Here is a 22,596-nt window from a genome sequence, read left to right as displayed (position 1 = left end):
AACCACATAAACAGACATAAGCTCACATCCACAGGGGGTGTCACCGCCGTCACTCCCCGTCCGTGAGGTGAAGATGTTCGCTGCAGAACGCCACGAGGAGATCGCCCGCACCGTGGCCCGGGAGCGCCGTGTCAACGGTGCCGAGCTGGCCAGACGGTTCGAGGTCACCATGGAGACCGTGCGCCGCGACCTCGCCGTGCTCGAGTCCCAGGGTCGGCTGCGCCGCGTGCACGGCGGAGCGGTGTCAGTGGACCAGTCCACGAGCGGGGAACAGGGGATGGACTCCCGGCAGCGCCAGGCCGCCGCGGAGAAGCGCAGCATTGCCCACAGGGCGCTGGAGGTTCTCGAACGGGCCGAGGCCGGGGCCGTGGTGCTGGACGCGGGAACCACCGTGGAGGCGCTCGCGGAGCTGCTGCTCGCCCGCGACAACCACCTGCCCGGCGGCCAGGAGCAGCTGGTCATCACCCACGCCCTGCACATCGCCGCCAAGCTCGCGGATGCCCCGGGGGTGGGACTCGAACTCGTGGGTGGTCGGATCCGCAAGCTCACGTGGGCCGCCACCGGATCCCGGGCCGCCCAGCACTACGACCAGCTGCGCCCGGACCTCGCCTTCGTGGGCTGCAACGGCGCCCACGCCCAGTTCGGACTCTCGACCCCGGACCCCATCGAGGCGGTGGTCAAGTCCGCGATCGTCCAGGCCGCCCGCCGCGTGGTGGTGCTGTGCGACGCCAGCAAGCAGGACCAGGAGACGCTCACCCGGTTCTGCTCACTCGAAGAGATCGACACGTTCATCACGGACCGGGCCCCGGTGGGGGACCTGGCCCAAGCCCTCGAAGACGCCGATGTGGAAGTGGTCCTCGCATGATCATCACCGTGACCCTCAACCCCTCCGTGGACCGCACGGTGGACCTCTCGCAGCCGCTGCGGCGCGGGGAGGTGCAGCGCGCCAGCGGCACCCGCCAGGACCCCGGTGGCAAGGGCGTGAACATCTCCCGCGCGCTCACTGCGAGTGGCGAGCAGACGGTCGCACTCGCACCGGGGGACGCTGCGGACCCCCTGTTCACGGGGCTCGACGCCGCCGGTGTGCGCTACGAGAACGTCCCCCTCGGCGCGCCCCTGCGCTCCAACATCACGATCACCGAGCCGGACGGGACCACCACCAAGATCAACGAGCCCGGGCCCCCGGTCGACCAGGACACCGTGGAGCGGATCGTCGAGCGCATCGTGGCCCGGGGTGCGGGCGCCTCCTGGCTCGTGTGCGCGGGGTCGGTGCCCCCGGGCCCGGCGCCGGACATCTACGCGGTTCTCGCCGCCCGGGTGAAGGGTGCGCTGGGAGCCGCGGCTCCGCTGCTGGCCCTGGACACCTCCGGCCAGCCCCTCTACGAGGCCCTCACGCCGGGGCTGCCCGTGCTGCCCGACGTCATCAAGCCCAACGGCTTCGAGCTCGCCGAGTCGCTCGGCCGCACCGACGGGGCGGTCTTCGAGAGCGATCCCCGGGCTGCCGCCGAGGCGGCGCAGGAACTCGTGGCCCGTGGCGTGGGCGCCGTGCTGTGCACCCTGGGCGGAAACGGCGCCGTGCTGGTGACGCCCGAGGGCGCCTGGCACGCCGTGCACGAACCCGTGACCGTGCGATCCACCGTGGGCGCGGGAGACAGCGCGCTGACGGGGTACCTCGTGGCCGCCCAGCGCGGTGACGTCCCCAGCGAGTGCCTGCGACAGGCCGTGGCCCACGGCTCCGCGGCGGCGTCGCTGCCCGGGACCCAGATGCCCACCATGGCGCAGACCAGGCCCGACGCCGTGCAGGTCACGGATCTCGGCCTGCCCCCCGTGGAGCGCGGCAGCACGCACCCGGGAGCAGCCGACGACGCCGCGGCGTCGCCGTCGCGCACCGACCAGACCCCCGCGGGGCCCGACGCCGTCCTCGGCCTTTCGGACGGGACCAGCGGCGCACGCCGCGCCGAGCCCCGGTCCTGACCACCCCAGCGCGCCCCACGGGACGCACCCAAGGAGCCCGACATGTCAGATCTCATCAACACCGGACTGGTCCTGCTGGACCGGGACCTGGGCGGATCCACGGACAGCGTGATCCGCGCACTGGCCGCCACCGTGCACGCCGAGGGGCGGGCGAAGGACACCGACTCCCTCGCCGCGGACGCGCTCGCGCGGGAGGCCAAGAACGCCACGGGCATCCCGGGCGGCATCGGCATCCCGCACTGCCGCTCGGAGGCGGTCACCCAGGCGACCCTCGTCATGGCGCGGCTCGCCCCCGCCGTGGACTTCGGCGCGAAGGACGGCCCCGCGGACATCGTCTTCTTCATCGCGGCCCCGGCCGGTGCGGACCAGGAGCACCTGAAGCTGCTCTCCAAGCTGGCCCGCTCGCTCATGAAAAAGCCCTTCGTGGCGTCGCTGCGGGCAGCGCAGTCGCCGCAGGAGGTCGTGGACATCGTGGACCGGGCCCTCGGCCTGGCACCCCCGGCCGACGACGCCGCCCCGGCCACCGCCGCGGGCACCTCCGGTGAGGGGGCCGCGGCCGCACAGGGCACGGGGGCACCGGCCGCCGCCGGCTCGACCGCCGCCGCAGCTGCGGGGACTCCCGCCACCGGAGCGGCCGGCACCAGTGCGGTCGGCAGCAACGCCGCCGGGACCAGCGGAGCAGGAACCTCGGCAGCTGGAACCGCCGCGGCCGGCACCGGGGCGGCCGCCGCGGAAACCGGGACGGCGCCGGCCGGACCGCGCCACATCGTGGCCGTGACCGCGTGCCCCACCGGCATCGCGCACACCTACATGGCCGCGGATGCGCTGAGCAACACCGCCGAGGAGATGGGGGTGGACCTGCAGGTCGAGACCCAGGGCTCCTCGGGCGCCACGCGCCTGAACCCCGCGGTGATCGCCTCCGCCGAGGCCGTCATCTTCGCCACGGACGTGGACGTCCGCGAGCGCACCCGTTTCGCGGGGCTGCCGTACATCGCCTCCGCCGTGAAGCGGGGGATCGACGAGCCGCGGGAGATGATCGAGGAGGCCCTCGCGGCCGCGGACGACCCCCGCGCACCGAAGGTCACCGGTGACGGGACCGACGCCGCCGCGGCCGTGACGGGCAGCGAGGGCTGGGGCTCCCGCATCCGCAAGGCCGTGATGACGGGCGTGAGCTACATGATCCCGTTCGTGGCCGCGGGCGGTCTGCTCATGGCCATCGCGTTCATGATCGCGGACCCCGTGCTGGTGGCCCAGCAGGCGGACGACATCCTGGGGACCGCGACGCTGGGCAATCTCGGCGACGTGTCGCTGGGCATGTACCTCGGCGCCGTGCTGTTCAAGATCGGCAACCTGGCGATCAGTCTTCTGGTTCCCGCGCTCGCGGGCTACATCGCCTACGGGCTCGCGGACCGTCCGGGCATCGCTCCGGGCTTCGCCGCCGGTCTCGTGGCGAACTTCATGGGCGCGGGCTTCATCGGCGGCATCGTGGGCGGTCTGCTCGCGGGCCTGTGCGCGTACTGGCTGACCCTGCCCAAGCTCCCGCGCTGGCTCGGCTCGCTGATGCCCGTGGTGATCATCCCGCTGCTGGCCTCGCTGTTCGCGGGCGGACTGCTGTTCCTGGTGATCGGCGGGCCCATCGCGATGTTCATGACCTGGCTGACCTCCGTGCTCGCCGGGATGAGCGGCGCGTCCGCCGTGACGCTGGGTGCCGTCCTGGGCCTGATGATGTGCTCCGACCTGGGCGGTCCCATCAACAAGGTCGCCTACTCCTTCGCCGTGGCCGGCCTCGGTGCCGCGACTGCGACCAACACCGCCCCGCAGGAGATCATGGCCACCGTGATCGCCTCCGGCATGGTGCCCCCGCTGGGCCTGGCCCTGGCCTCGACCGTGCTGGGCCGCAAGTACTTCACGGCGGCCGAGCGCGAGAACGGCAAGACGTCGTGGCTGCTCGGCGCGTCCTTCATCTCCGAGGGTGCGATCCCGTTCGCCGCGGCGGACCCGCTGCGCGTGATCCCGGCATCCATGCTCGGCGGTGTGGTCACCGGTGCCATGACCATGGCGTTCGGAGTCACCTCGGCAGCCCCGCACGGCGGCATCTGGATCCTGCCCGTGATCGACGGCCGCCTCGCGTTCGTGGCGTCCATCCTGGTGGGCACCGTGATCACCGGCGTGGTGGTGACCGTCCTCAAGCGTTTCGGTCACGTGGAGAAGAGCGTGGGTGAGGTCCCGGGCGTCCCGCAGACCAAACAGACAGTGGAGGTGTGAGAACCATGAGCGAGCAGGACATGATGAACGAGCAGCCGCGGCGGGACACGCTGCACGGCGTGGGCGTCAGCCCGGGACGCGTCATCGCGCCCCTGGTGCACATGGCGCCCGCCGTGAGCGAGCCGCCGGAGGACGAGGCGCTGGAGGGGGACGCAGAGACCGCGACTGACCGTCTCAAGGCCGCAGCGCTCGCCGTGAAGGCGGGGCTGAAGGAGCGCGCCGCGCGGGCCCGTTCCGAGTCCGCCGCGGAGGTGCTCAAGGCCACTGCGCTGATGGCAGGGGACAAGGCGCTCGTGAAGAACGCGAGCAAGCTCGTCACGGAGCAGCGGCTGAGCCCGGAGCGCGCGCTGTGGCAGGCCGCGACCGCGTACGCGGACCAGATGCGCGCCATGGGCGGCTACATGGCTGAGCGTGCCGCGGACATCGAGGACGTGCGGGCGCGCATCGTCGCCGAGCTGCGCGGTGAGGATGCCCCGGGGGTGCCGCAACGCCGTGAGCCGTTCGTGCTCACCGCCGAGGACCTCGCACCCGCGGACACCGCGGTGCTGGACCCGGACGTCGTCGTCGCGCTCGTCACCGCGTCCGGCGGCCCGCAGTCGCACACCGCCATCCTGGCCCGCAACCTGGGACTGCCGGCCGTGGTGGCGGTCGAGGGTGTGCTCGACGTCGCCGGGGAAGCGCCCGTCTTCGTGGACGGCGCCGCAGGGACCGTTGTCGTGGCCCCCGGGGAGACCGAGCAGGAGGCCGTGCGGGCGTGGCAGCGCGCGTCCGAGCAGCTGGCGTCCTTCGCCGGGCGCGGCGCGCTCTCGGACGCCACGGTGGTCCCGCTGCTCGCCAACGTGGGCACGGGCGACGACGCCCGGGCCGCCGCGGAGGCCGGTGCGGAGGGCGTGGGCCTGCTGCGCACCGAGTTCTGCTTCCTGGGCCGGGACAGCGAGCCCACCGTGGAGGAGCAGGCGGATGCGTACACCGAGGTCTTCGAGGCGTTCCCGGGGCGCAAGGTGGTCGTGCGCACGCTCGACGCAGGCGCGGACAAGCCCCTGCCGTTCCTCACGGACGCCACCGAGCCCAACCCCGCGCTGGGCGTGCGCGGCTACCGCACGGACTGGACCACCCCGGGCGTGCTGGAGCGCCAGCTCGAGGCGATCGCCGTCGCCAAGCAGCGCAGCACCGCGGACGTGTGGGTCATGGCTCCCATGATCGCGACCGTGGGGGAGGCAGCCCGCTTCCACGACCTCGTGGTCGCGGCGGGTCTGAAGGTCAGCGGCGTCATGGTGGAGACTCCCGCCGCCGCGATCACCGCGGAACAGATCCTGGAGCGCGTGGACTTCGTGTCGCTGGGGACCAACGACCTCACGCAGTACACGATGGCCGCGGACCGCATGCTCGGCTCCCTGGCCGATCTGAACTCCCCGTGGCAGCCTGCCGTGCTGCGGATGATCCAGGCCACCGCGCGAGGGGCTGCACAGGCCTCCGAGCGCGGCGGGGAGCACAAGAACGTGGGCGTGTGCGGCGAGGCTGCCGCAGACCCGGCGCTGGCCGTGGTCCTCGTGGGACTGGGGGTGGACACGCTGTCCATGAGCCCGCGGTCCCTTGCCGCGGTCTCCGCCGTCCTCGCCCGCGTGGACGCCGCTGAGGCCCGGCGGCTCGCGGAGCTTGCGCTGCACGCGACGAGTGCCCAGGAGGCGAAGGAGGCGGTGCGGGCCGAGCTGCCCGTGCTCGCGGACCTGGGACTGTGAACCCGCGCGGCGGCCCTCGCCCACAGCCGGGCAGCGCCGCCGCGCCACCCCGACCACCGAAGAACACCGAAGAACAAGGAGTACGACAATGACCGAACGCACCGCCACCGTGGCCTCCCGAGTGGGCCTGCACGCGCGCCCCGCCGCGATCTTCGCCGAGGCCGCAGGCGAGTACGAGAACCTCGAGATCACCATCCGCGCCGAGGGCGAGGACGCCGAAGAAGGCATGGACGCCGCGTCCGTGCTGTCCCTGATGTCCCTGGGCGCGTCCCACGGGGACAAGGTCGTGCTCGCCGCCGAGGGCGACGGCGCCGAGGCGGCCCTCGAGCACCTCGCCGGAATCATCGAGACGGACCTCGACGCCGAGTGAGCCGTCCCGCGGTGCGGACGCCGGGTCTCCTTCACGGAGGGCCCGGTGTCCGCCGTCTGCGGGTAGCCTGACCAGCATGGTTCGTTCTCTGATTCTGGTCGGTCTGGCAGCCGCCACCCTCGTCACGGTCCTCGCGGCCGTCCTCGGTCCCTGGGGGTGGTGGATCCCCGCCGTCGTGTGCCTCGCGCTGCTGCTCGTGGGGGTCCGCGACGCCACGCAGCGCCGGCACTCGATCCTGCGCAACTTCCCCGTGCTGGGGCACATGCGGTTCTTCCTCGAGAAGATCCGCCCCGAGATCCAGCAGTACTTCATCGAGCGCAACTACGACGGCAGGCCGTTCGACCGGGACCAGCGCTCCCTCGTCTACTCCCGCGCCAAGGGCTTCAAGGGGGACAAGGCGTTCGGCACGGAGCTTGACGTCAACGCCCCGGGCTACGAGTACTTCGTGCAGTCCATCGCCCCCAAGCCCGCGCCGGAGGACGAGCACCGCGTGCGACTGGGCGGGCCGGACTGCCGCCAGCCCTACGATGCCTCCCTGCTCAACATCTCCTCCATGAGCTTCGGCTCCCTGTCCAAGAACGCGGTGCTCGCCATGAACAAGGGCGCCGCGAAGGGCAGGTTCGCGCAGGAGACGGGCGAGGGCGGGCTGACCGGGTACCACCTGGCGCACGACGCCGACATCTTCTGGGAGTTCGGCTCCGGGTACTTCGGCACGCGGGACGCAGACGGCAACTTCGACCCGGAGATCTTCCGCCGCAAGGCCACCCTGCCGCAGGTCAAGGCCATCAACATCAAGCTCTCCCAGGGCGCCAAGCCGGGGCTGGGCGGTGTGCTGCCCGGGGCCAAGGTGACCGAGGAGATCGCCGAGGCGCGCGGGGTGCCCGTGGGACAGACGTGCATCTCCCCGGCGAGCCACTCGGCGTTCACCACCCCGCGGGAGCTCATCCGTTTCATCGCCCGGCTGCGGGAGCTCTCGGGCGGCAAGCCGATCGGCTTCAAGCTGTGCGTGGGCTCGCGCGTGGAGGTGCTGGCCATGTGCAAGGCCATGATCGAGGAGGGCGTGACCCCGGACTTCATCGTCGTGGACGGCTCCGAGGGCGGGACCGGTGCGGCGCCGCTGGAGTACCAGGACCACGTGGGCACCCCGCTCGTTGAGGGGCTCATCCTGATGCACAACGCGCTCGTGGGCTCGGGGCTGCGCGAGCGCATCAAGCTCGGCTGCGCGGGGAAGATCACCTCAGGGCACGACATCGTGCGCCACATCATCCAGGGCGCGGACTTCTGCATGAGTGCCCGCGCCATGATGATGGCCGTGGGCTGCATCCAAGCGCAGGCGTGCCACACCAACAAGTGCCCGGTGGGCGTCACCACGCAGAACCCGCAGCTCTACAAGGCGCTGGACGTCGAGGACAAGGGTGACCGCGTGGAGCGCTACCACCGCCTCACGGTGCAGGAGGCGGGGCAGATCATCTCCACCATGGGCTGCGAGCACCCGGAGGAGCTCACCCGCGAGATGCTGCGCCGCAAGGTCACCGCAACCCAGAGCATCTCCTACGAGTCGCTCTACCGCTGGCTGCAGCCGGGCGAGCTCTTCGACGGCGTGGAGGGTGGCTGGGGCGAGGACTGGCGCTACGCGGACCCGGACCGCTTCACCGCGGGTCACCCCGGCAAGTACGTGTTCAACGACCGCAGCCCCCTGGTTCCCGGTGGCGTGATCCCCGCGGTGGACCATGCTCCCGAGCGGGTCACGGCGGGTGGCGCGGCGGTCGGTGCCGAAAGCCACCACGACGACGCCGCGAGCACAGGCACACGGGCGGCGACACCGGCGTCGGGCGCGGGACAGGGCGACGAGGACACCACGACCGGCACGAGCAGACGCCCGGAGGGCCAGCCCGGCACCGAGGCTGGTGCGCAGCACACCACGCGGGACCCGTCGCCGGACGCGGAGCACGTGGACCCGGCGGAGGACTCCCGCACCCGGGACCCGGGGCTCGCCTGAGTCCGGGGGATACCATGTGAGGCGGCGGCGCCCCAACGGTGCCCGCCCGACAACGTCAGAGCACGTCCGCGGTACAGGAGTGAGAGACCCTTGCGAGAATTCACGGCACGTTTTGCGACCGGCCAGGAAGTAGCCGAGTGGGACTCCCACGTCACCGCCAACCCCTCGGGCGGCAACCTGCTCCAGTCCGAGGCGTTCGCCGAGGTCAAGAAGGACCACGGCTGGAAGCCGGTGCACGTGGTGTACGAACCCACGGACGGCTCGCAGCCCAGCTACAACCTGGTGCTGGAGAAGTCCGTTCCTGTGCTCGGCAAGCTCTGGTACATGATCAAGGGCCCGGACGTGGCGAGCGTGGACGACATCCCCGGCATCGTCGCGGCCAACGAGCGCTTCGTGGCCGGTGCCGCCCACGGCGTGTTCGCCATCAAGTACGAGCCCGAGATCCTCGCCTCGGACTACGCCGCCGGGGTCTTGGCGCGCAGCGGACTCGTGAAGTCCTTCGAGATCCAGCCCAACGACTCCACCGCCGTGCTCGACACGGACATGGACGAGAAGGCCCTGCTGAAGTCCCTGCACTCGCGCGGGCGCAACGCCGTGCGCCGCGCCACCCGTGAGGGCTGCGAGGTGGGGCAGGTGCCGCTGACCGAGGAGAACATGCGGGCCATGTACGCCCTCATGGACTCCGTGGGCCAGGGCAACGCCAAGGTGAACCTGCGATCCTACGACTACTACAGGGCGTTCTGGACCGGCTTCGAGCGCCGCGGCCAGGGCCGGCTCTACTTCACGTACGAGGACGGCAGGCCCTCCGTGGGCGCGTACGTGATCGCCTACGGGAACAAGGGCACGTACAAGGACGGCGGCTCCAAGCCCCGCCGGAAGCAGTACGGCGACTCCCACCTGGTGCAGTGGAGCGCCATCACGGACCTGAAGCGGGACCACGGGATCGTGCAGTACGACTTCTGCGGCACTCCGCCCTCGGACCAGCTCAAGAACAAGGAGCACCACTACTACGGGCTCGGGCTGTTCAAGACGAGCTTCACGAAGACTGTCGTGGACTACGTAGGAGTTTGGGACCAGCCGCTCAGCCGGGCGAAATACGCTGTGTGGACCAGCGTGGCGGAGAAGGTCCAGCGCCAGCTCTGGGTGCGCCGCACCGGTCAGCCGTTCTACTGAGCCGGCCACCCACCTGAGCGGACACCCCGCCACCACGGCGCGCTCGCGGCTCACCCGCGGGCGCGCCACCACATGACAGACGAGTAGGACCTGCGGCGGCAGGGGAGGTTCATCCGACGTGAGCGTGACCGATCAGCTGACGCGTCTGGCGCACCAGGGGTACCCGTCCTCGGGCGAATCTGGGGACTCCGGGGGAGTCAACGGCGAGCCTTTCGGCCCTGGCGGGGACACCGCTCTGCACGCCGCGGTGCGGGGCACGGCACCGCGGCGCCGGATCGCGCCTACCACCCGTCCCACCGAGGAGCAGGCGGCACAGGCGCAGCGGCGCAGCGTGGCCGCGCACACGGCTCCCGGCACGACGACGACGCCCCGCCTCCCTGACAAGCACGCCCCGGGTACGCACACTCCGGCCACGGCGTCGCCGAAGGCCACCGCCCTGCCGGTGCTCACCCCGCGCCAGATCGCGGAGCACCGGGCGGACAGCGGCCACCGCAGCGGGGTCCCCGCAGCGCGGGCCGAGCCGATCGGCAGCGTCTCGCGGCGCAGCGCGGCGGCCTCGACGTCCCCGGTCGAGCGGCCCGAGACGGTCGCGCACGAGATCGCACCGGCCACCACCGCCATTCCTCGCGCCACCTACCCGGCCACGAGGGTCAAGCCGAGCCGGGCGCCCCGTTCCCTGCTGCGCTCGCTCGTGCAGGGGGACACCGCGCCCACCGCCCCCATGCGGGTCGTGGACCGGCTCACCGCCACTCCGTTCCAGCACCTGCGCAAGTTCGGCGACAGCACGGAGCGCCAGGCCCGGCGCACCCTGAACTTCGCCCTGCGCCTGGCCGAGACCATGTTCCACTACGGTGCGGACGCCCTGGACGTGGAGAACGCGATCATCGCGGTGTGCGCCACGTACGGGGTGGAGAACCTGGACGTGGACATCACCAACCAGTCTGTGACGATCAACTACGTGGCGGAGAGCACCACTACGGGCAAGCTGGGCCGCGCAGCGTCGACCTCGAAGGACGCCCGCGGCGAGGGCGGCTCGAGCGCCCACCCGACCACCTCCTTCGACGGGGTCCCGGGCACCACGGCGGAGCACCGCCGGGCCGCGCCGTCCCAGGAGTCCCCCCAGGACCGGGACGAGCACGACCCGTGGGGGGACTCCACCACCTCGAGCCACACCGTGATGCGCGTGGTGCGCTCGTGGACGGACAACTACGCCGGTCTCGCCGACTCCCACCAGCTCGTGACCCGCATCATCGAGGGTGAGATGCCCCTGCGGGAGGCCGAGCGGGAGCTCAAGGAGATCAACGCCCGCCCCAAGCCGTACCCCCGGTGGATGGTACTGGCCGCGACGATCATCGCCGCGGGCACCCTGACCCTCGCGCTGGGCGGCACGATCGTGGGCGCGGTGGTGGCCATGGGCTCGGCCACCGTGGTGCAGCTCGTCACGGCCAAGCTGGGCGCGTGGCGGATCCCCGAGTTCTTCTCCCTGGGCGCCAACGCGCTGGTGATCACCCTGATCGCCATGGTGATCTCCGCACTGGGGGTGGAGCTGTACCCACCGAAAGTCATCGCCGGTGGGCTCATCATGTTGCTGCCCACCACCCGCATGGTCTCCACCATGCAGGACGCGATCAACGGCTTCCCCGTGACCGCAGCGGGCCGGCTGCTCTCCACCGCGATGGCATTCCTCGCCATCGTGGCGGGGATCGCGATCGGCGTCTCGCTGACCGTCCGACTGGCGGACGTGCCGGGCATCGACATCTCACAGTCGAGCTTCACTCCCGCGGGGGCACTGCGCAACGTGGTCTTCATGCTGGTCTCCACGGCGCTCGTCGCGGTGCTGATGCAGGCCAAGCCCCGGCACATCCCGCCGGCACTGCTCGCGGCCTTCGCCGGGCTGCTCGTCTACCACGGGATCGGTCTCGTGGATCCCGGGGCGCGGCTGGCCACAGGCGCGGCCGCGGTGGTCAGCGGCTGCGTGGCGGCTCTGCTGGCGGCCCGCGCGCGCATCCCCCAGGCCGTGCTGGCCATCCCCGCCATGACGTTCCTGCTGCCCGGGCTCACACTCTTCCGCGGCATGTACGCCATCACGGTGGAGAACGAGACCGCGGGGCAGGGGATCACCGAGCTGCTCAACGCCATGGCCTCGATCGTGCTGCTGGCCGCCGGCGTGGTGCTCGCCAAGTACCTCATGCGCCCGTTCATCGAGCAGATGCAGCACCTCTCCCAGCGGCGCAACCGCCGCCGCTGAGGAGCTGACGGGTAGCCGCAGCCCTCTGATGTCTCAGCGCCCGGGCTGCTAGAGGATCTTCCCCACGGGCAGCTTCTTCTCCGCCTGGAAGACGTCCTCGGTGCGCCCGCCGGCCCAGTACCCCGACAGAGACACCCTGGAGCGGTCCAGGCCGCGCTGGTCGAAGAGCACCGCACGCGCAGCCTTCATGGCCTCGCGCTCGCCGTGCACGAAGGCCTGCACACCGCTGACGTCCTCGGGCCACGCGGCGTCCGCGATGCCCTGCACGAGCGCACGCTCACCGGGTGCCTCATCCGCGCGGTGCACCCACCGCACCGTGATCCCCTCCGGGACGGCCACGACCGAGAGGTCGAGCTCGTGGGCGGCGTCCTGGACCTCCAGGACCACCTCGCCCCGTGCGGAGACGGGCAGGGCCTCGAGATTCGCGAGCACGGCGGGCACGGCGGCGTCGTCGCCCGCGAAGAGGCTCCACGTGGCGTCCGGGTCCGGCATCCACTTGCCTCCGGGGCCGAGCGCCACCAGGCGGTCGCCGGGCGCGGCGGCGTCCGCCCACGGCCCGGCGTAGCCCTCGGAGCCGTGCAGGGCGACGTCGATCCACACCTCACCGGCGGCGGGATCCGTGCGGCGCAGGGTCATATGGCGGGAGACCGGCTGGTCCTCGGGGGCGGAGGTGTCCCGGACCTCCCAGTAGTCCGGCAGGGCGCCCGGGGCGGTGGCCGCGAGCGTGGTCTCCGAAAAGAAGATCAGCTTGACGTACTTCTCCGGGGCCTCGATGTCCTGGAAGTCCTGCGCGTTGTCGACGTGGCAGACCAGCCGGACCATGGCCGGGGAGAGCTGCAGGCGCTCGGCGACGGTGAGCTCGAGCTGGGGCTTGCGGGGACGTGCTGGAGCGGTTGTCATGCCTTCAGCTTAGGTGATCCTAACCTGGTAGCTCCCACGAGACGGGGTCCGCGCCCTGCTCCTGCAGCAGGGCGTTGGTGCGGGAGAAAGGGCGGGAGCCGAAGAAGCCGCGGGACGCGGAGAGCGGCGAGGGGTGGGCGGACTCCACCGTGGGCGCGCCGCCCAGCCAGGCCGCGGTGCCGCGCGCGTCGCGGCCCCACAGGATTCCCACGAGGGGCTGCTCGCGTGCGCCCAGGGATCGGATCGCGCACTCCGTGACCGCCTCCCAGCCCTTGCCCCGGTGCGAGGCCGGGGCACCGGCCTGGACGGTGAGCACCCTGTTGAGGAGCATGACCCCCTGCCCGGACCACGGGGAGAGGTCCCCGTGGTCCGGCGGGGCGATACCGAGGTCCGACTGCAGCTCCGCGTAGATGTTCTTCAGTGAGCGCGGCACGGGACGCACGTCCGGGGCCACGGAGAAGGAGAGCCCCATCGCGTGGCCCGGAGTGGGGTAGGGGTCCTGCCCCACGATCAGCACCTTGATGTCGGACAGCGGCTCGCGGAACGCGCGGAAGATGTTCTCCCCGGCCGGCAGCGTGTGGCGGCCCTGGGCGTGCTCGGCCCGCAGGAACTCGCCCATCGCGCGGATCTGACCCTCGACCGGTTGCAGGGCTTGCGCCCACTCCTCGTGCATGATCTCGTGCAGCGGACGCTGGGCGTTCACGGGGCCTCCCTGTGTCGGGTGCGGCGCGCACGGAGTGCTGGCGTGCGCGTTAGGGTGGGGACCATGTCTACCACGGGGGAGGAGCTCGACGAACTGGACCGCGCGATCCTGGAGCTGGAGTCCCAGCACTGGAAGTACCGGGGAGCCAAGGAGTCGGCGATCCGCTCGCGGCTGGGGCTGAGCCCTGTGCACTACTACCAGCGGCTCAACGCACTGATTTCCTCCGAGGCCGCCGCCCGGCACTCGCCCATGCTGATCTCGAGGCTGCGCCGCGCCCGCTCGCGCTGAGCGGTTTCCCTGCGGGCCGTGCCATACTCGGCGCCAGTCCGCGAGCCGCCCCGTGGAGCGCGCTGCACACTGTCCAGGAGAGCCAGACCATGAGCGAGTACCCCCGCGACGAGTTCGACGACGTCCCCGAGGACGGCGCCCGCCAGGGCGCGCACCGGGGCCACAACCCCGCCGCCCGCACCGGCTCCCGACGAGAGTTCCGTGCGATCCTCGTGACCGGGCTGCTTGCGCTCGCCCTCGGTGCCGTGTGCTTCGTCAATGCTCCGCGCACGGAGCAGGACATGTCGGCCTCCGCGCCGGCGGGCGCGGCGTCCGCGGTCGCCTCCGTGCCGGGGAACCGGCTGGCGCAGGCGGGGACGACGACGTCGCCCGTGGCCCTCCTGGGTCAGGTGGCCGCGCTCTGAGGCACCGCGTTCAGCCAATGATGAAACCGGCGCCCCGTGGTGCCCTCTCGGTTGCGGTTCCTCGCGCGCCGGTGCCACTATTGTTTTAGCACTCAGTCGAGTGGACTGCTAACCGGGTCCGGTGGCGGTTCTCGGCATCCGGGTGAAACCACATCACGGTGAGGTGGACGCGGCGCGGTGAGGATCGTGCTGCGTTCCCGTCCGTCGCGGGCACCGTGATAACACGTCTTGTTTGTCAACCGTCCAGGAGGGACGAAACACATGGCAAAGATGATCGCATTCGACGAAGAAGCACGCCGCGGTCTGGAGAAGGGCCTGAACACCCTTGCGGACGCCGTGAAGGTCACGCTCGGCCCCCGCGGGCGCAACGTGGTCCTGGAGAAGTCCTGGGGCGCGCCCACCATCACCAACGACGGTGTCTCCATCGCCAAGGAGATCGAGCTCGAGGAGCCGTACGAGAAGATCGGCGCCGAGCTCGTCAAGGAGGTCGCCAAGAAGACCGACGACGTCGCCGGTGACGGCACCACCACGGCCACCGTGCTCGCCCAGGCCCTCGTGAAGGAAGGCCTGCGCAACGTGGCCGCGGGAGCGGACCCGCTGTCCCTGAAGCGCGGCATCGAGAAGGCCGTCGCCGCCGTGACCGAGCAGCTGCTGTCCTCTGCCAAGGAGATCGAGACCGAGGAGGAGATCGCCGCCACCGCGTCCATCTCCGCCGCCGATCCCGAGATCGGCAAGCTCATCGCCGAGGCGATGGAGAAGGTCGGCAAGGAAGGCGTCATCACCGTCGAGGAGTCCAACACCTTCGGGCTGGACCTCGAGCTGACCGAGGGCATGCGCTTCGACAAGGGCTACCTCTCCGGCTACTTCGTCACGGACGCGGACCGCCAGGAGGCCGTCCTCGAGGATCCCTACATCCTCATCGTGAACTCCAAGATCTCGGCCGTGAAGGACCTCGTCCCCGTGCTCGAGAAGGTCATGCAGGCAGGCAAGCCGCTGCTGATCATCGCCGAGGACGTGGACGGCGAGGCGCTGGCCATGCTGGTGCTGAACAAGATGCGCGGTGCCGTGAAGTCCGTGGCAGTCAAGGCCCCCGGCTTCGGCGACCGCCGCAAGGCGCAGCTCGCGGACATCGCGATCCTCACCGGCGGCCAGGTCATCACCGAAGAGGTCGGTCTCTCGCTCGAGTCCGCCACGATCGACCTGCTGGGCCAGGCCCGCAAGGTCGTTGTGACCAAGGACGAGACCACCATCGTGGACGGTGCCGGCACGCAGGAGGAGATCGAGGGCCGTGTGGCTCAGATCCGCGCGGAGATCAACAACTCCGACTCCGACTACGACCGCGAGAAGCTGCAGGAGCGCCTGGCCAAGCTGGCCGGTGGCGTGGCAGTGCTCAAGGCCGGTGCGGCCACCGAGGTGGAGCTCAAGGAGCGCAAGCACCGTATTGAGGATGCCGTGCGCAACGCCAAGGCAGCCGTGGAGGAGGGCATCGTCGCCGGTGGCGGTGTGGCCCTCATCCAGGCCGGTGCCAAGGTGTTCGAGGCCCTCGACCTCTCGGGTGACGAGGCCACGGGCGCGAACATCGTGAAGGTCGCCATCGACGCGCCGCTCAAGCAGATCGCGCTGAACGCCGGTCTGGAGCCGGGCGTGGTGGTCGACAAGGTGCGCGGGCTCGAGACCGGATGGGGCCTCAATGCCGCCACCGGCGAGTACGAGGACCTCATGGCCGCGGGCATCAACGACCCCGTCAAGGTGACCCGCTCTGCTCTGCAGAACGCGGCGTCCATCGCCGGGCTGTTCCTCACCACGGAGGCCGTGGTGGCGGACAAGCCCGAGCCCGAGGCCGCCAGTGCGGGTGCGGGCGCCGATCCCATGGGTGGCATGGGCGGCATGATGTGATCTGCCCTCAATGAGGGATCCTCCCCGGCCGGTTCACTGGTCGGGAGGAGAACCGGAAGGACCCCGGGTACGCAGTGCGCGCGCCCGGGGTCCTTCTGCGTGTCGGGGTGCTTTGGAAGGATGTGTCCATGACGATCATCGCTTCCGCGGACGGCTCCGCGCTCGGCAACCCAGGCCCCGCGGGCTGGGCTTGGTACATCGACCCCACCTCGTGGCAGGCGGGGGGATGGGCGCACGGCACCAACAACCAGGGTGAGCTGACGGCGGTGCTGAACCTCCTGGAGGCGACCCGGCACCGCCGGGACGAGCCCCTGCGCGTGCTGTGCGACAGCCAGTATGTGATCAACTCCGTCACCAAGTGGATGCCCGGGTGGAAGAAGAAGGGCTGGAAGAAGCGGGACGGGAAGCCCGTGCTGAACGTGGACGTCATGAAGGCCCTGGACAGGGAACTGGCCGGGCGGGACGTCAGCTTCGAATGGGTGAAGGGTCATGCCGGCCACGAGCTGAACGAGGCCGCGGACGAGCGCGCCCGCGCCATGGCCATGGCCTACCAGAAGCGCATGGATCCAGCCCGGATGCCCGTGGGCCCGGGCTTCCGCGACGACGCAGCCGCCGTCACCGTCGACGACGCCACCGTGACCGCCACGACCGTGAGCGGCCCGGACGAGCAGCCGGACCTGTTCTCCGAGCTCGCGCTGGGCGAGGACCTCTCGGGCCCGACTCATCCGGCGGACCCGTCCTCGGCTCCGGGCGACGCATCCACCGGCGCAGGCAGCCACGGAGGCTTTCCCCCGCACCTGGTGGTGGATGCGGTGTCACGGGAGATGGCGGTGCTCCGTTCCACCGCGCAGCAGCACGGCGCTGTGGACTTCCTGCACCGGGAGGCACTGTGTGTGGACACCCACGGCCGCTGCCTCACGGGGGAGGACGTCCTGGAGGTCCTGCGGGGTTCGGGGGCGGTGGACGAGACCCGGGTGACGAGTCTGGGCTCGGGCTCCTACCACCTGAGCTACCGCTCGGAGGAGCCCTCCGCGGTGACTCGCCGCAGCTCGGTGTGGGTCCGGGAGGACCAGCACAACGAGATGGGGCCGTGGCTGCTGCGCTACCACCAGGTCACCGCAGAGCACTGAGCGCGGTTCACCCCGCGAACATGCGCGCGTTGGCGGCCTCCGTCTCCGCGTACTGGGTGCCTGCGGCGGCGAGCGCCTGGTTGATCTGGGCAACCGCCTGCTCCATCTGCGCCTGGGCAGAGCGCCACGAGCGGAACGCCTCCTGGAAGCTCGCGGACGCGGTGCCGGTCCAGGAGGCTTCGAGGTCCGCGAGCGTTCCGGTCATGCCGTTGACCTCGGCGCTGAGCCGCTCGATGTGGCCGTGTGCCTGCTGAGACTTGGCGGCGATGGTGTCGCTGTCGACGACGAAGTGGGCCATGGTATTCCTCCCCGGAAACGGTGGTGATCCCGGCGCGGTGCCGGTCACGCCACGGTAGGTCCGGGGCCGGGTGGGCGACCCGGTCCGGGGCGGGGCTGGGGACTCAGACGTCGTCGGGTGCGCTGTCCACAGGTTTCGAGTGGGGGATCCGCACGGTGAAGGTGGCGCCGCCTCCCTCGGTCTCGGTGAGTTTCACGGAGCCTTCGTGCTGGTCGACCACCGCCGCGACGATGGACAGTCCTAGCCCCGTGCCACCCGTCTCGCGCGTGCGGGAGGAGTCGGCGCGGTAGAAGCGCTCGAAGACGCGCTCGGCGTCCTGCCCGTGGATGCCGGGGCCGTGGTCGCGGACCTGCAGCACCGCCGTGAACTCGCCGTCCACCGCGGACTCCAGCCCCACGGCCAGCTCGAGGGGCGAGCCGGCCGGGGTGTAGCGCAGTGCGTTGGTGAGCAGGTTCGCCACCACCTGCCGCAGCTTGGACTCGTCGCCGTGCACCCACGCCTCCTCCGGCGTGGAGTCGTGCAGCCCCCGGACCACCACCGAGCGGTCGGGAGCGGTGGCGTGGGCGTCCGAGGCGGCGTCATAGGCGAGGTGCAGGAGATCCACGGCGCGGTTGGCGGCCACGCGGCGCTCGTCGAGCCGAGCCAGGGTGAGCAGGTCCTCCACGAGCTGCGTCATGCGCTTGGACTCGGACTCGATGCGCTCCATCGCCTTGCCCACGTCCTCCGGGGTCTGCAGGGCGCCGTGGCGGTAGAGCTCGGAGTAGCCACGGATCGAGACGAGCGGGGTGCGCAGCTCGTGGGAAGCGTCCGCCACGAAGCGGCGCAGCTTGGTCTCAGAACGGGTGCGGGCGTCGAAGGCGTCCTCGATGTGGCCCAGCATGGCGTTGAGCGAGGCGGAGAGCTGACCGATCTCCGTCTGCGGGTTGTAGCCCTCCATGCGCTGGGAGAGGTCGCCGTCCGCGATCCGCGCGGCGGTGGCTTCCACCTGGCGCAGCGGCTGGAACGCGCGGGTCACCATGACCCAGCCCACCGTCATGGCCGCAAGCAGCGTGGCGAGTCCGAAGCTGAACGTCAGCAACCCCACCCCGGAGATGATCGCCGTTGTGCGGTCCAGGGGCTGGGCCACGGCCACGGACATGTCGAACATGGTCAGTTTCGTGGCCACCACCCGCCACTTGCGCTCGGGGGCACCCACGGAGCCGACAGTCTGTGCCTGCCCGTCGTGGGAGCGCACGTAGTCCAGTGTCAGTCCGCTGAGGTCCGGGGTGGCCTGCTGCTGGGAGGTGCTCGAGCTGCTGCGGGCGGTTGCAATGACGTTGGCGTCCTCGTCCAGCAGGAAGCCGGAGTTGGGCACGGGCGTGGTCACGTCCCCTTGCAGCGCGCTCGTCAGCACGGGGGCGACCGTGGGGATGGAGCTCGCCAGCTCGTCGTCGATGCTTGCCACGAGGTTGTCCCGCAGCACCGAGACCGCCACCAGCGTGGTCACCAGCACGCTGACGGCCAGCAGCAGCCCCGTCAGCGCCATCAGCTGGGAGCGCAGGGAGGCGGTGCGGAACCGGCGGGCCAGGAAGTTCAACGGATCAGTGGCGCTTGTCCGAGGAGCGCAACAGGTAGCCCACGCCGCGCTTGGTGTGGATCAGGGAGGGCTGCTCGGGGTCGTTGTCGATCTTGCGCCGCAGGTAGGAGATGTAGGACTCCACGATGGAGGCATCCCCGTTGAAGTCGTACTCCCACACGTGGTCCAGGATCTGTGCCTTGGACAGCACCCGGTTGGGGTTGAGCATGAGGTAGCGCAGAAGCTTGAACTCGGTGGGGGACAGGTCGATCTCGTGGTTCCCGCGGAAGACCTCGTGGGCGTCGTCGTCGAGGACGAGATCGTCCACCTTCAGGCGGGAGTCCTCCTCCTCGAGTGGCTGGGTCCGGCGCAGTACCGCGCGGATGCGCGCCACGACCTCGTCGAGGCTGAAGGGCTTCGTCACGTAGTCGTCGCCGCCCACGGTCAGGCCGGCCACCTTGTCATCGGTATCGTCCTTGGCCGTGAGGAACAGGATGGGAAAGTGCCGCCCGGCGGCCCGTAGCTTGCGGGTCACGGAGAACCCGTCGATGTCCGGGAGCATGACGTCCAGGACGGCGAGGTCCGGCTCCTCCGCCTCGGCCTTGAGCAGGGCGTCACGGCCGTTGGCTGCGGTGACGACCTCGAAGCCCGCGAATCGCAGGGAGGTGGCCAACAACTCGAGGATGTTGGGCTCGTCGTCGACGACGAGCAGCTTTGCTTCGGGATTTTTCGCATTCACGGTCGTCAGTATCTCCAAGTTTCCTGTGCGGAATCTGTTTCCGCACCGAAGAAGCTCTGGAAGTCCGGCCGGGGAGCGCTCAGGCCCGCGAGCGGCGTCGTGCGTTGCGCAGCAGCTCCACGCACATCAGCAGGAACGCGACCGGGAGGAAGACCGCCGGGAAGAGCGTGAATCCCGCCCAGAGGACGTGCCCGCCGGTGGAGGCTACGAGCACCGCGACGATGGACAGCGCGCACAGGCCCGCAATGACCAGGGCGACGAGCAGCAGGGTGGAGATGCCGCGCGGGGAGCCCGAGGCCGCGGGACCGGGGGCGGCGGCACCCGGGGCCGTGGAGCGGGGAGCGGCGGCAGAGGTGGTGTCAGGCATGCTCCCCAAGGTACCTCTCCCACGGCACGGGGCCCGTTACGCGGTGGGTTGAATCCGCAGGGGTTCTCGCGCGGGGGAGGATAAACTGTTGCTTTTGTAGGCCGCAGCGTCCCGGGACCCGCGGACGCACCGGCACAGAGGCAGCGACGAGAGACTGAGGTGATCCCCGTGCCCACGGGCAAGGTCAAGTGGTTCGACGCAGACAAGGGTTTCGGCTTCCTGGCCACCGACGACGGCCAGGAAGTGTTCCTGCACTCGTCCGCGCTGCCCCGGGGAGTCACCACGGTGAAGCCCGGGACCCGCATGGACTTCGGGATCGCAGACGGCAAGCGCGGTGCCCAGGCGCTGTCGGCGACCGTCCTGAGCACACCGCCGTCGGTGGCGCGCAACACGCGCAAGCCGGCCGAGGAGATGGCGGGGGTCACGGAGGACCTCATCCGGCTGCTGGACGGCATGTCCAACGGGCTGCGCCGCGGCCACTACCCGGACCACGCGCACGGCAGGAAGATCGCGGCCATCCTGCGCACCGTGGCGGACGAGCTCGATGTCTGAGGCTGCCGGGACCGCCACGCACGGCGGAGAAGATGCCGCCCCCGGGCAGGGCCAGGAGGCGCTGTCGGTCGAGGAGAGGGAGCAGTCCGTGACGCAAGCCCTGGGCTCGGAGCCGGAGGCGGTGCACGAGGAGACGCTGGTCCCCGCGGGGCCCGCGCCGGTGAAGGAGTCCGGTGCGGCCGACGACGCCGCACCGGCAGCTGCCACACCCCGCGCCCGCACCGGATCGCGAGCGGCCCGCACGCGCGCACCCAAGCAGGACGCCGTGCTCACGGAGGCCGTTGCGCTGGCACGCGAGGCGGTCGTGGACTCGCCCGAGGGCGGGGCAGCCGTGGGGGAGCACCTGGGCGTGGTCGTGCACGAGGACCGGCTGCTCACGCACCTCTTCGACTGTCGGCTGCGCGGCTACCCGGGCTGGACCTGGTACGCCACCGTGGCCCGCGCGCCGCGCACCAGGCACGTGACCGTGTGCGAGTCCGGACTGGTTGCCGGCCCGGACTCCCTCCTGGCGCCGGACTGGGTGCCGTGGGAGGAGCGGATGCAGGCGATGAACGACGAGGAGGAGAACGCTCAGGAGGACGCCGAGGGTTTCGACTCCGCCGACGAGCAGACGGGCGCCGAAACGGAAAGTACTGAGCCGGCGGGCACTCAGTCGACCGACACTGGGCGGCGGGACTCCCGCCGGGATGGCGAGCCCTCCGAGGGTGGCGCGTCATCCTAGGAGGCGGGCCCCGGAAGGGGCCCGGTGCCGCTGATCCCGAGCCCCGCACCACGGGGATGTTCCGCTCCCTGAGCGTTCGCAACTACCGGTTGTGGTTCCTCGGGGCGTTCGTCTCCAACATCGGCACGTGGATGCAGCGCACGGCGCAGTCCTGGCTGGTCTTCGACGAGCTGACGGACCACGACGCGACCGCCATGGGTGTGGTCATGGCCCTTCAGTTCGTCCCGCAGCTCGTCCTGGCGCCCTACGCCGGGGTGCTGGCCGACCGCTACGACCGGCGCAGGATCCTGGTGGTCACCCAGGGTGCCATGGCACTGCTCGCCGCGGGCCTGGGTGTCCTGCTGCTGCTCGGTCTTGCAGAGCTGCCCACGGTGTACGTGTTCGCGCTCGCTCTGGGGATCGTCGCCACGTTCGACGCCCCCGTTCGTCAGACGTTCGTCTCCGAGATGGTTCCGGAAACCCACCTGTCCAACGCCGTGGCGCTGAACTCCACCTCGTTCAACTCCGCGCGGCTGATCGGGCCCGCCGTGGCCGGTGTGCTGGTCGCCGCCGTGGGCACGGGGTGGGTCTTCATGATCAACACCCTCACGTTCGGCGCCATGATCTGGGCGATCTCGCTGATCGACGACGCCCGCCTGCGGCACTCCCCACGGGCGCAGCGGGCACGCGGGCAGATCCGGGAGGGGATCAGTTACGTCCTGCACCGCCCGGACCTCGTGGCCGTGATGAGCACGATCTTCGTGATCGGCACGTTCGGCATGAACTTTGCCGTCTACCTCGCTGCCATGGCGGGCGCGGTCTTCGGACAGGGTTCCCAGGAGTTCGGCGTGCTCAACTCGATGCTCGCGGTGGGCACGGTCACGGGCGCCCTGCTGTCCGCACGGCGGGCGAGCGCCCGGCTGCGCTACATCTTCATCGGGTGCGCCGCCTTCACGGTCTCGTGCCTGGGTGCCGCCACCTCGCCGTCCCTGTGGCTGTTCGCGGCGTGGCTCGTGCCGTGCGGGGTGTCGTCCCTGACGATCATGACCACCGCGAACGCGTATGTGCAGACCACCACGTCCCCCAGCATGCGGGGTCGGGTGATGAGCCTCTACATGGCCATCTTCATGGGCGGCACGCCGATCGGCGCCCCCGCCGTGGGGTGGCTGACCGACACTCTGGGCCCCCGCTGGGGCATGGGTTCCGCGGTGGCCGCGGGCGCCGTCGGCGTGGCCGTGGGCCTGCTGTTCGCCTGGCGGGTGCGTGGCGAGCGGGCGGAACTGCGCCCGTAGCGCA

At 70.9% G+C, this 22,596-nt stretch carries 21 protein-coding genes; 15 read left to right on the top strand and 6 right to left on the bottom strand.

Annotated elements, in window-relative coordinates:
• The first annotated feature begins 73 nt into the window (after positions 1–73).
• From B3G12_RS01545 to B3G12_RS01510, 8 genes are all read left to right on the top strand, one after another.
• Positions 74–865, top strand: coding sequence for a DeoR/GlpR family DNA-binding transcription regulator (locus B3G12_RS01545; protein WP_144942434.1), 792 nt, complete (start codon positions 74–76; stop codon positions 863–865).
• Positions 862–1,974, top strand: a complete 1,113-nt coding sequence (locus B3G12_RS01540; protein WP_144942433.1) for a 1-phosphofructokinase family hexose kinase — start codon at positions 862–864, stop codon at positions 1,972–1,974. Before B3G12_RS01545 ends, B3G12_RS01540 begins: the two co-directional genes overlap by 4 nt.
• A 42-nt stretch (positions 1,975–2,016) precedes the next feature.
• Positions 2,017–4,239 carry a PTS fructose transporter subunit IIABC gene (locus B3G12_RS01535; protein ID WP_144942432.1) on the top strand — a complete coding sequence of 741 codons (2,223 nt, stop codon included), beginning with the start codon at positions 2,017–2,019 and terminating at the stop codon, positions 4,237–4,239.
• A 5-nt stretch (positions 4,240–4,244) separates the two neighbouring features.
• Complete coding sequence (gene ptsP, locus B3G12_RS01530; protein WP_258924251.1) at positions 4,245–5,978, top strand: phosphoenolpyruvate--protein phosphotransferase; 1,734 nt, start codon at positions 4,245–4,247, stop codon at positions 5,976–5,978.
• Positions 5,979–6,066: 88 nt separating this feature from the next.
• Positions 6,067–6,348, top strand: coding sequence for an HPr family phosphocarrier protein (locus tag B3G12_RS01525; protein ID WP_055085040.1), 282 nt, complete (start codon positions 6,067–6,069; stop codon positions 6,346–6,348).
• Positions 6,349–6,424: 76 nt separating this feature from the next.
• Positions 6,425–8,347, top strand: coding sequence for an FMN-binding glutamate synthase family protein (locus B3G12_RS01520; protein ID WP_144942431.1), 1,923 nt, complete (start codon positions 6,425–6,427; stop codon positions 8,345–8,347).
• 90 nt (positions 8,348–8,437) lie between these two features.
• Positions 8,438–9,520: a lipid II:glycine glycyltransferase FemX gene (locus tag B3G12_RS01515; RefSeq protein ID WP_144942430.1), complete on the top strand. Its 1,083-nt coding sequence runs from the start codon at positions 8,438–8,440 to the stop codon at positions 9,518–9,520.
• A gap of 118 nt (positions 9,521–9,638) precedes the next feature.
• The gene (locus tag B3G12_RS01510) at positions 9,639–11,768 is read left to right on the top strand and encodes a threonine/serine ThrE exporter family protein (RefSeq protein WP_144942429.1); all 2,130 of its coding nucleotides are present in this window, start codon (positions 9,639–9,641) and stop codon (positions 11,766–11,768) included.
• Positions 11,769–11,816: 48 nt separating this feature from the next.
• On the opposite strand, the gene B3G12_RS01505 is transcribed toward B3G12_RS01510, so the two are convergent.
• Together B3G12_RS01505 and B3G12_RS01500 are read right to left on the bottom strand one after the other, a co-directional pair.
• A complete protein-coding gene (locus B3G12_RS01505; RefSeq protein ID WP_144942428.1) occupies positions 11,817–12,668 on the bottom strand; it encodes a siderophore-interacting protein in 852 nt (283 codons plus the stop codon).
• 19 nt (positions 12,669–12,687) lie between these two features.
• Positions 12,688–13,371, bottom strand: coding sequence for a uracil-DNA glycosylase (locus B3G12_RS01500; RefSeq protein WP_144942427.1), 684 nt, complete (start codon positions 13,369–13,371; stop codon positions 12,688–12,690).
• A 63-nt stretch (positions 13,372–13,434) separates the two neighbouring features.
• On the opposite strand from B3G12_RS01500, the gene B3G12_RS01495 reads away from it, so the two are divergent.
• From B3G12_RS01495 to B3G12_RS01480, 4 genes are all read left to right on the top strand, one after another.
• The gene (locus tag B3G12_RS01495; RefSeq protein ID WP_144942426.1) at positions 13,435–13,659 is read left to right on the top strand and encodes a DUF3263 domain-containing protein; all 225 of its coding nucleotides are present in this window, start codon (positions 13,435–13,437) and stop codon (positions 13,657–13,659) included.
• A gap of 89 nt (positions 13,660–13,748) precedes the next feature.
• Positions 13,749–14,063 (top strand): hypothetical protein, encoded by a 315-nt coding sequence (locus tag B3G12_RS01490; RefSeq protein WP_244944782.1) that lies wholly within the window; start codon positions 13,749–13,751, stop codon positions 14,061–14,063.
• Between the two features lie 261 nt (positions 14,064–14,324).
• Positions 14,325–15,959, top strand: coding sequence for a chaperonin GroEL (groL, locus tag B3G12_RS01485; protein ID WP_144942425.1), 1,635 nt, complete (start codon positions 14,325–14,327; stop codon positions 15,957–15,959).
• A 128-nt stretch (positions 15,960–16,087) separates the two neighbouring features.
• Positions 16,088–17,089 (top strand): RNase H family protein, encoded by a 1,002-nt coding sequence (locus B3G12_RS01480; RefSeq protein WP_144942424.1) that lies wholly within the window; start codon positions 16,088–16,090, stop codon positions 17,087–17,089.
• Between the two features lie 7 nt (positions 17,090–17,096).
• Here the strand turns inward: B3G12_RS01480 and B3G12_RS01475 are convergent, their stop codons facing one another.
• The 4 genes from B3G12_RS01475 to B3G12_RS01460 form a co-directional block, all read right to left on the bottom strand.
• The gene (locus B3G12_RS01475) at positions 17,097–17,387 is read right to left on the bottom strand and encodes a WXG100 family type VII secretion target (protein WP_144942423.1); all 291 of its coding nucleotides are present in this window, start codon (positions 17,385–17,387) and stop codon (positions 17,097–17,099) included.
• A 103-nt stretch (positions 17,388–17,490) separates the two neighbouring features.
• Positions 17,491–18,963 (bottom strand): sensor histidine kinase, encoded by a 1,473-nt coding sequence (locus tag B3G12_RS01470; protein ID WP_186366711.1) that lies wholly within the window; start codon positions 18,961–18,963, stop codon positions 17,491–17,493.
• 4 nt (positions 18,964–18,967) lie between these two features.
• Positions 18,968–19,681, bottom strand: a complete 714-nt coding sequence (locus B3G12_RS01465) for a response regulator transcription factor (protein WP_144942422.1) — start codon at positions 19,679–19,681, stop codon at positions 18,968–18,970.
• A 79-nt stretch (positions 19,682–19,760) separates the two neighbouring features.
• Positions 19,761–20,048 (bottom strand): hypothetical protein, encoded by a 288-nt coding sequence (locus tag B3G12_RS01460; protein ID WP_144942421.1) that lies wholly within the window; start codon positions 20,046–20,048, stop codon positions 19,761–19,763.
• A 168-nt stretch (positions 20,049–20,216) separates the two neighbouring features.
• Here B3G12_RS01460 and B3G12_RS01455 point away from each other — a divergent pair, with 168 nt between their 5' ends.
• From B3G12_RS01455 to B3G12_RS01445, 3 genes are read left to right on the top strand one after another with little or no spacing between them, the layout of a single operon-like run.
• The gene (locus B3G12_RS01455) at positions 20,217–20,600 is read left to right on the top strand and encodes a cold-shock protein (RefSeq protein ID WP_144942420.1); all 384 of its coding nucleotides are present in this window, start codon (positions 20,217–20,219) and stop codon (positions 20,598–20,600) included.
• Positions 20,593–21,321: a DUF3027 domain-containing protein gene (locus B3G12_RS01450; protein ID WP_144942419.1), complete on the top strand. Its 729-nt coding sequence runs from the start codon at positions 20,593–20,595 to the stop codon at positions 21,319–21,321. Before B3G12_RS01455 ends, B3G12_RS01450 begins: the two co-directional genes overlap by 8 nt.
• Before the next feature lie 56 nt (positions 21,322–21,377).
• Positions 21,378–22,592 (top strand): MFS transporter, encoded by a 1,215-nt coding sequence (locus B3G12_RS01445; protein ID WP_144942418.1) that lies wholly within the window; start codon positions 21,378–21,380, stop codon positions 22,590–22,592.
• The last annotated feature ends 4 nt before the right edge of the window (positions 22,593–22,596 follow it).

The organism is Kocuria sp. UBA5001, from assembly GCF_002398425.1.
GTDB lineage: Bacteria > Actinomycetota > Actinomycetes > Actinomycetales > Micrococcaceae > Kocuria > Kocuria salsicia.
The sequence above is the reverse complement of the archived record's forward strand: the minus strand, read 5'-3'. Positions and strand labels throughout refer to the sequence as shown.